The organism is Thermococcus sp. (genome assembly GCF_027066465.1).
Lineage (GTDB): Archaea > Methanobacteriota_B > Thermococci > Thermococcales > Thermococcaceae > Thermococcus.
This window is the reverse complement of record NZ_JAMONU010000144.1, coordinates 23,094-30,632: the sequence shown is the minus strand read 5'-3', so window position 1 is coordinate 30,632 and position 7,539 is coordinate 23,094. Positions and strand designations below refer to the sequence as shown.

Annotated in this window: 8 protein-coding genes; 4 read left to right on the top strand and 4 right to left on the bottom strand. The window is 53.8% G+C overall.

Annotated elements, in window-relative coordinates; all coding sequences use genetic code 11:
- From MVK46_RS06895 to hjc, 3 genes are all read right to left on the bottom strand, one after another.
- Positions 1–719 (bottom strand): M42 family peptidase (locus MVK46_RS06895; RefSeq protein ID WP_297535886.1); only part of this gene is annotated, 719 nt, incomplete at its 3' end.
- A 70-nt stretch (positions 720–789) separates the two neighbouring features.
- Positions 790–2,337 (bottom strand): hypothetical protein, encoded by a 1,548-nt coding sequence (locus tag MVK46_RS06890; RefSeq protein ID WP_297535885.1) that lies wholly within the window; start codon positions 2,335–2,337, stop codon positions 790–792.
- On the bottom strand, positions 2,324–2,725 hold the full coding sequence (gene hjc / locus MVK46_RS06885; RefSeq protein WP_297535884.1) for a Holliday junction resolvase Hjc: 402 nt from the start codon (positions 2,723–2,725) through the stop codon (positions 2,324–2,326). The genes MVK46_RS06890 and hjc overlap by 14 nt, the downstream gene beginning before the upstream one ends.
- Before the next feature lie 72 nt (positions 2,726–2,797).
- Here hjc and MVK46_RS06880 point away from each other — a divergent pair, with 72 nt between their 5' ends.
- From MVK46_RS06880 to MVK46_RS06865, 4 genes are read left to right on the top strand one after another with little or no spacing between them, the layout of a single operon-like run.
- A complete protein-coding gene (locus MVK46_RS06880) occupies positions 2,798–3,322 on the top strand; it encodes a gamma carbonic anhydrase family protein (protein ID WP_297535893.1) in 525 nt (174 codons plus the stop codon).
- A 5-nt stretch (positions 3,323–3,327) separates the two neighbouring features.
- Positions 3,328–4,122 carry a polyprenyl diphosphate synthase gene (uppS, locus tag MVK46_RS06875; protein ID WP_297535892.1) on the top strand — a complete coding sequence of 265 codons (795 nt, stop codon included), beginning with the start codon at positions 3,328–3,330 and terminating at the stop codon, positions 4,120–4,122.
- A gap of 60 nt (positions 4,123–4,182) precedes the next feature.
- Positions 4,183–4,848 (top strand): TBP-interacting protein, encoded by a 666-nt coding sequence (locus MVK46_RS06870; RefSeq protein WP_297535883.1) that lies wholly within the window; start codon positions 4,183–4,185, stop codon positions 4,846–4,848.
- Positions 4,849–4,857: 9 nt separating this feature from the next.
- Entirely contained in the window at positions 4,858–5,637 is a 780-nt protein-coding gene (locus tag MVK46_RS06865) for a hypothetical protein (protein ID WP_297535882.1), read from the top strand.
- Here MVK46_RS06865 and MVK46_RS06860 read toward each other — a convergent pair.
- On the bottom strand, positions 5,596–7,476 hold the full coding sequence (locus MVK46_RS06860; RefSeq protein ID WP_297535881.1) for a threonine--tRNA ligase: 1,881 nt from the start codon (positions 7,474–7,476) through the stop codon (positions 5,596–5,598). The genes MVK46_RS06865 and MVK46_RS06860 overlap by 42 nt on opposite strands.
- Positions 7,477–7,539 lie beyond the last annotated feature (63 nt).

The following is a 7,539-nucleotide window of genomic DNA, read 5'->3' as shown; positions in this document are numbered from 1 at the left end:
CCCTTGTCCCCGACCTGCTTGGCAAAGGTGACGTCCATCGCTATGCCTATCTCGGGGTCTATTGCGTAGCTCGCAACTTTAGCACCCCTGAGGCCAACCTCCTCCTGAACGCTCGCGACGAAGTAGATATCCGCTTCATGGTTCTCAAGGGCCTTGGCGGTCTCTATCATCGCGTAGAGGCAGACCCTGTCGTCGAGGTACGGCGTTGCAATCCTGTTCTCGCTGAGCTGGGTGAAGGCCGGGGCGAACTCGCCGACCGTTCCAACGCGGAAGCCCATCTCCTCGGCCTCTTCCTTGCTGTCGGCGCCGACGTCAACGACAACCGTGTCCCAATCGGCCGCCTTCTTCCTGTCCTCCGGCTTCTGGATGTGCGGCGGAATGTGCCCGACGACGCCGAAGCGCTCACCCTTGTCGGTGAAGAACCTTATCCTCTGCGCCACGAGGGTTCTCGGGTCAACGCCGCCTATGGGGACGAGGTGGAGGTAGCCGTCCTTGTCTATGTGGTTCACCATCACGCCTATCTTGTCCATGTGGGCCGCAATCATGACCTTCGGGCCGCTTCCCTTCTTGTGGGCTATGACGTTCCCGAGCTTGTCAACCTTAACCTCGTCCACGTAGTCCTTAATCTCCTCAACGACCACGTCCCTGATTCCCAAGAACTCGTATCCAGAAACTCCAGGGGCCTCGACGACCTTTTTGAGAAGCTCGATGTTCACCATGGCTTTCGCCTCCTTTAGATTGTCATCTGAATGTATTCGGCCGCCTTAATAAGGTTTACGAAGGAAAGGGTCAGCCGAGGAGGGCCTGAAGGTACGCCTCCTCCCCGGGTTCGAGGTTAAGCTCCCAGACGAGCCTTCCGTCCTCGACTTTAACCTCTCCCTTCGTTGCCCTCGCCTCCAGAACCGAAACCTGCCTCTCCACCCGGTAGCCCTTCAGCTCCTTGAGCTTCGGAGCACGAACCTTGATGAAGTAGTACCTGTCGAGGGTTTCCTCCTGAACCTCTGGAACCGCGAAGGCGAGGTAGGAGGTTCCGGCCAGAACGAGGCCGGCGGTTATCAGGATTAGACCCATTAATCCGTAGTTGCCCCTCCCTTTCCCGCTTGACTGAACGGGAGTTGTGTTCATGGGAATCTGGGGGGACTGGGATGAACTCGATACAGCGGATGATGTTTTCGTGGCTTCAGCGGGTCTCTGAACCGTAACAACGGCTTGACCGCCAACGTATTTATCGCTCTCGGCCGAGAGGATTATCACCCCGTAGCCCGTTACGTTGAGGTTGATGACTGTGGCCCCCGATGAGTTCGTAACCGTGTACTCCTTTCCCAGCGGGCCTGATGCAACAACGGTAACGTTGGGAACGGGCGCCCCAGTTGAATCAACGACTTTGACGATTAGGGTTGAGTTCCTCTGTTCGTAGTTTATGAAGAGCTTTTTGACGTCAACGAACGTCGTTACTATCTTTCCATCGAGGTCGAGAACAATCTTATATATACCCGGCTGATTCACCGAGTACGAAACCTCCCCGTTCTCGTCCGTTGTGAACTCTATCCCGTTAATCTTCACCAGTATCCCGGGCACGCCTCCGGTGGAGTTGTAGACGAGAACGTGTATCGCCCCGTTCTGGAAGTAGACCTTGTAGAGGAGGTGCCGCTGATAAACCCTGAAGGTCTTCGTAACGCTCTTGAACTTGCCCCCAAAGTTCGCCCATAGGAGGACGGTGTAGTTTCCAATCTGGGGTTTCCTTAAACGAATAACCTTAACCCAGCTTTCGCCGGGGTTCAGGTACGTTGAGTTTTCACCGCTCATTATAACGGTGCCGTTCAGAAGAATTCTGTAGCCAACGGAACCCAGCAGAACGCCGTTTGCCTTCGAGACGGCTTTGAGAACTATCGTAACGTCGTGGCCGTAGATGTAGCTCTTACCAACCTCAACGTCGAGGTAGTAGTCGAGCAACAGACCGACCTTTACGGTAACCCGGGCCTGGGCGTAGAAAGAGCCGGACCTGGCGACGAGGGTGAGGTTGTAGGTTCCCGAAGGAACCGTGAGAACCTTTACGGTTATCGTCCCCTTAACGGTTCCGTTGGGGGGAATTGGAGTTCTTATAAGTTCTGTCTGGTACAGAAAGCCCTGAGCGGGACCGGTAACGTAAACGGTTACGTTCCCGATTGTGGTGTTGCCGAGGTTTTGAATCTGGAATGGTATTACGACGGTCTGGCCGGGAAGGGCGGGGATGTTGTTGTTCAGGGGCGTTATTGTAAGAACCACCTCCCCACAGTGGGCAGCGGGAAGAACCGAGATGAGCAGGAGCACGGCCATTACAACGCTAAGCTTTTTCATCGCCAACCACCCCGGTGAGCGTTCTCTGCCTCCCTATAAGCTCCTCGAGGGTGAGAAAGCTGGAGGAAGGTTCAACCCGGTAGTTCTTTCCCGATGAGCCGAGGAATTCCGGTCTAAAGAACCGCCAGCCGACGTTAACGAACTTAACGGCTATAACAGGCTTTCCGCCAAAGCGGTTCGCGAAGGAAAGTAGCCTCTCAACGTCCTCTTTGGGAAGGTACAGTCTGCTTCCCCTGGTGCTCTTCACCTCTATGCAGAGGTACTCCCTGCCGTTGCCGGCCACCAAATCAACCCTGTGACTGCCCGCAGAACGGAGAACAGCGTAACCGTGCCTTTCGAGCATCCTCGCGAGTTCCCTCTCCGCGCTGGCTCCACGGCGGTACCTCATTTTATCCCTCATCCTACTTATCCTCAGGTTATCTTTATAAGTTCTCCCCAGAAGTTAAAAACGGTGGTGAAGATGGCGATTTACGAGATTAACGGAAAAAAACCTAAAATTCACCCCACGGCCTTTGTTGATGAGAACGCCGTGGTTATAGGGGACGTCGTTCTTGAAGAAAAAACCAGCGTCTGGCCTTCAGCCGTTCTGAGGGGGGACATCGAGCAGATTTACATCGGCCCCTGCTCCAACGTTCAGGACAACGTGAGCATACACACCTCCCACAACCAGCCGACGATAATCGGGAAGTACGTTACCATCGGCCACAACGCCGTCGTTCACGGCGCCGAGGTTGGCGACTACGTAATCATCGGCATGGGAGCGATAATCCTCGACGGGGCGAAGATAGGAAAGCACGTTATCATAGGGGCGGGAGCGCTCGTCCCGCCCGGCAAGGAGATTCCCGACTACAGCCTCGTCCTCGGCGTTCCAGGTAAGGTAGTCAGGCAGCTCAGCGAGGAGGAGATTGAGTGGACGAAGAAGAACGCGGAAATTTACATGGAGCTCGCCGAAAAGCACCTAAAATCAAGGAAGAGGATTGAGTGAGGGAGATGATTTATCGAATTCTTTCCCACGTTCCCCACATTATTTTCAAGCCCGCCTACGACCTCTACGAGCGCTACCTCTTCGAGAAGGTGAAGTCCGGGAACATACCGAAGCACGTGGCAATAATAATGGACGGGAACAGACGGTGGGCCAGGAAACTCGAAAAGCCGCCGTGGTACGGGCACTTCTTCGGCTCCAAAAAGCTTGAGGAGATAATGGAGTGGTGCCGGGAGCTTGGTATAAGGACGCTGACGGTCTATGCATTCTCAACAGAGAACTTCAGGCGTTCCCCAGAGGAAGTCAGCGCACTCATGAACCTCTTCGAGCAGAAGTTCAAGGAGCTACTCGAAGACGAGCGCGTCCACAGGTACGGCATTAGGGTGAACGTCATCGGAAGGAAGGAAATGCTACCGGAGAACGTCAGAAAGGCCGCGGAGGAGGTAGAACGTGCAACGAGGAAGTACTCAAACTACATCCTCAACATAGCACTCGCCTACGGGGGGCGAAGCGAGATAACAGATGCCGTCAGGGAGATAGTGAGGGACGTTCTGGCGGGAAAGCTCAAGCCTGGGGAGATAGACGAGGAGCTTATAAAGCGCTACCTCTACAACCCTGGAATGCCCGACCCGGACATAGTCATAAGAACCGGAGGGGAAGAAAGAATAAGCAATTTCCTCCTGTATCAGATAGCATACAGCGAGCTTTTCTTCGTTGACGTTTACTTTCCAGAGTTCAGAAAGATTGACTTCCTCAGGATTATCCGAGAGTTTCAGAAGAGGCAACGGCGCTTCGGGAGGTAGTTTTTAAGCTTTTCTGCTAAAGCTTATTAACGTTCGCGAGAACTCCTCCCGGTGGGGAGCATGTACAGCGAGCTCAGTCCAGGGGTTAAGAAGGTTTACTTGCAGGTTCGCTACCTCGACGACTACCACTGGGAAATCGCGGACTCCAGCATAAGGGGAGTCCATAAAAAAAGCAACGTTGAGGTTCTTATTGACGTCGCCAAGGACAGAAAAGAAGCGGATGCCCTCTCGGAGAAGGACGTGGACGGAATCCACATAGTGGCAATACCTGAGAAGGGTGTCTTCTACATAAAGAACGGAACGTTCGTTCTCACCTACCGCTACCTCAAGGCCACGCTGGCGGATATAAACGACCACATAGTCTGGGCGGGTTTTAAGGTCACGGAAAACGACGGAAGGCTCGTTCAAGAGGACATCTACGAGTACCTTGGGGGAGCTCTTGTAAACCACATAAAGAACAACGTCTTGGCCGGCCAGGACTACATCTTCTGGCAGTTCTACAAGTGTGAGGAGTGCGGCAAGTACGTGGACATAGAGAACCTCGAAAACCACCTGAGGGGACACGGAATAAAGCTCCACGAGAAGAGCGAGGAGCGCTATGAAATCTTCGAGATAAACTTCAGGGACGGGAAGGTCTACGACAAGTTCGGTAAGGAGGTCAAGCTCGACCTCTTCAGCGATGAGGCCAAGGAGTTCATAAGGGAGGTGCTGTCCGGGACGCACTGAGGTGTGAAAATGGGGGAGCTCCGCATTTCGGACATACTCCCCGTTGAGTGCCTCCTCGGCTCAACGATTGCCATAGTTTACGATACGTACTCCTCAGCCTGGCAGATTCCCCTCGTTTTTCTCAAATACGTCCTTGAGAGGGGAGGCTTTGGTGTTATCTCAAATTACACGCTCCCGATGAGCTCCCTGATTAGGAAGGCTTCATCAATTGGTCTCAACATAAAGAAGGAACTACTCAACGGCAGGATGGCAATAATAGACCTCTTCGGGACGAGATATTCTGCATCAAAGCCAAACCTTCCCAACGTGTTCTACCTCGATAAGGTTGAACCCGAGACCATAAACCCGAAGATAGAGAGGATTTACACCCTCAGCCTTTCTGGGGTTATTGGGGACAGACATCTAATACGGGTGATATACACTTTAGACGGTGCGGCGATGATGCTCGGTGAGGACCATACACTGAAGTTGCTGAATCAGACTCCCTCCTACACCAGCAGAGTCCTTGAGAACTCAACGGCTGTTCTTTCGCTCAACCAAGACGTCGTGTCAAAGAGGTTCGTTGCATGGACTTCAGGCATCAGCGACGTCGTTCTCACGGTGAGAACCTTTCTAAAGGAGGGAGAGATGAGGGAGTACCTCTACGTAACGGCCGCACCCTGCGAGGACTTCGAGCCGGCCGTCTACATACTCCGCGTAACGAGGAAAAAGGGTATAGAGAGGTTTAGAATAAGAAAAGTCAATGGTTCAGCCCCTGAACTTGGGCCTTCTGCTGAGGAGAAGCGGTAACGGCCTCGGCTTGTAGGGGAAGCCTTCCGTCTTCCCCCTGATTTCCCTGATGAGGTCCTCCAACTGCATCTCAAGCTGTTTGCCGTCCTCCCTCCTCCTGACGGTGACGGTGTTCTGCTCCTTCTCGTTCCTGCCGACGACAATGATGTAGGGAATCCACTCCTTCTCGGCCTTCCTTATCTTCTTGTTGAGCCTGTCGTTGGTGTCATCGACGTCCACCCTTATTTTCGCGCCCTCTAGCTTTCCTGCCACGTAGAGCGCGTAGTCAAGAACGTCCTCGCTGACCGGAATAACTCTAACCTGTATCGGGCTGAGCCAGAGCGGGAAGGCCGGTTTCTTGCCCATAGCCTGCAGTTTGGCCTGCTTCTCGAGGATTGCGTACATAACGCGCTCGATGGCTCCGCTCGGCGAGCAGTGGAGTATGAGCGGATAGCGCTCCTTGCCATCCTCGTCGTAGTAGGTTATGCCGAAGCGCTCCGCATTTTCCACGTCAATCTGGACGGTGCTCAGAGCGGCCGCCTTGTCGAGGTTGTCAACGAAGTTGAACTCGAACTTGAGGATGAAGTAGAAGAACCTCTGGTCCCACATCTCGATGAGAACCGGCTTGCCGATTATCCTCGCCAGCTCGACGATGAAGTCCTTATTGGCTTCCCAGAAGTCGCGGGTGAACCTTATGGCAACCTCGTAGTCCTCCGGCGTGAGCCCAACGCCCCTGAGAACCTCCATGCTGAGCTTGTACTGCTTCTTGAACTCGTCCATCGCCTGCTTGAGGTCCTTGGCAACGGTGTGCATATCGGGCATCGTGAAGGCCCTGAGGCGTCTGAGGCCAGAAAGCTCACCGCTCTTCTCGCGCCTGAAGGAGTATCTCGTAAGCTCGTACATCCTGAGCGGAAGGTGGCGGTAGCTGATTATCGCGTCCTTCTTGATGAGGAACTGGCCGAAGCAGGCCGCGAAGCGGAGGAAGAACTTCTTGTCACCGCTCTTGACGATGTACTGCCTCGCCGGGAAGCGGTTGAGGTACTTCTCCAGAGCTGGGTGCTCGAAGTCGTACATAATCGGGGTTTCCACTTCCATCGCTCCGTACTCGACGACCTTCTCGGTGACGTACTGCTCGAGGAGGCCCTTGATAAGCCTGCCCTTCGGGTAGTAGCGAAGGTTTCCGGCGTCACTTCCAGGTTCGTAGTCAACCAGCTCGTGCTCCAGCATTAGTTTAACGTGCGGCGGCTCCCTCTCGGCTACCCTGTTCTTGGCTATCTCGTAGTTGACGAACTTCCTCAGGTTCTCATGGCCCGTGAAGTCGAACCTGTCGACCTCAATCAGCTCTCCTTCGGGTGTGAGAATAAACCAGTGGCTTACAAGCTCCTTCTCCTCTTTTTCGAGCGCTATGTTGCGCTCCTCCTTTGAAACGCCCTCCTCAGGGACTATTGTCCTGCTGAGCTCTGCCAGGGGGTGGCCCTTGCAGGAAAGCTTGAAAGCCTTGTAGTAGCCGAAAGGTGCTCTTTTAACCTCGTAACCCTTTTCGCGAAGCTTCTCTTCTATCTTCTTAAGTATCTCAAGGGCGACATCTGGTTTTGCAAGCTCACTGCTGAGGTGCGCGAAGGGGTAAACGAATATCCTCTCCGCCCTAACCTGCTTCGCAACGTCCTCTATCTCAGTTATGGCCTTCTCAACTACCTCCTCTGGATTGGTCTCGTCAACCTTCTCAACGCTTATGAAAACCGCCAGAACCTCGTCGAGCCTGCCCTTTTTCTGTTCCTCGCTTATCGGCTCGGGGTTCTTCAAGGCCCTATCCCTGACCTCGTACTCGAGGTAGTCGGCGTGTATCAGAAGCATTCTCATTCCTACCACCACCCTTCCATCGCCTCGAATTACTAAAACTTTTTCCTTTGGCCTATAAACCTT

Bases quoted from the DNA above. Each gene is read 5' to 3' on its own strand.
- MVK46_RS06865 (WP_297535882.1), top strand. From the start codon at position 4,858: ATGGGGGAGCTCCGCATTTCGGACATACTCCCCGTTGAGTGCCTCCTC.
- uppS (WP_297535892.1), top strand. From the start codon at position 3,328: ATGATTTATCGAATTCTTTCCCACGTTCCCCACATTATTTTCAAGCCC.
- hjc (WP_297535884.1), bottom strand. From the start codon at position 2,725: ATGAGGTACCGCCGTGGAGCCAGCGCGGAGAGGGAACTCGCGAGGATG.
- MVK46_RS06880 (WP_297535893.1), top strand. From the start codon at position 2,798: ATGGCGATTTACGAGATTAACGGAAAAAAACCTAAAATTCACCCCACG.
- MVK46_RS06870 (WP_297535883.1), top strand. From the start codon at position 4,183: ATGTACAGCGAGCTCAGTCCAGGGGTTAAGAAGGTTTACTTGCAGGTT.
- MVK46_RS06860 (WP_297535881.1), bottom strand. From the start codon at position 7,476: ATGAGAATGCTTCTGATACACGCCGACTACCTCGAGTACGAGGTCAGG.
- MVK46_RS06890 (WP_297535885.1), bottom strand. From the start codon at position 2,337: ATGAAAAAGCTTAGCGTTGTAATGGCCGTGCTCCTGCTCATCTCGGTT.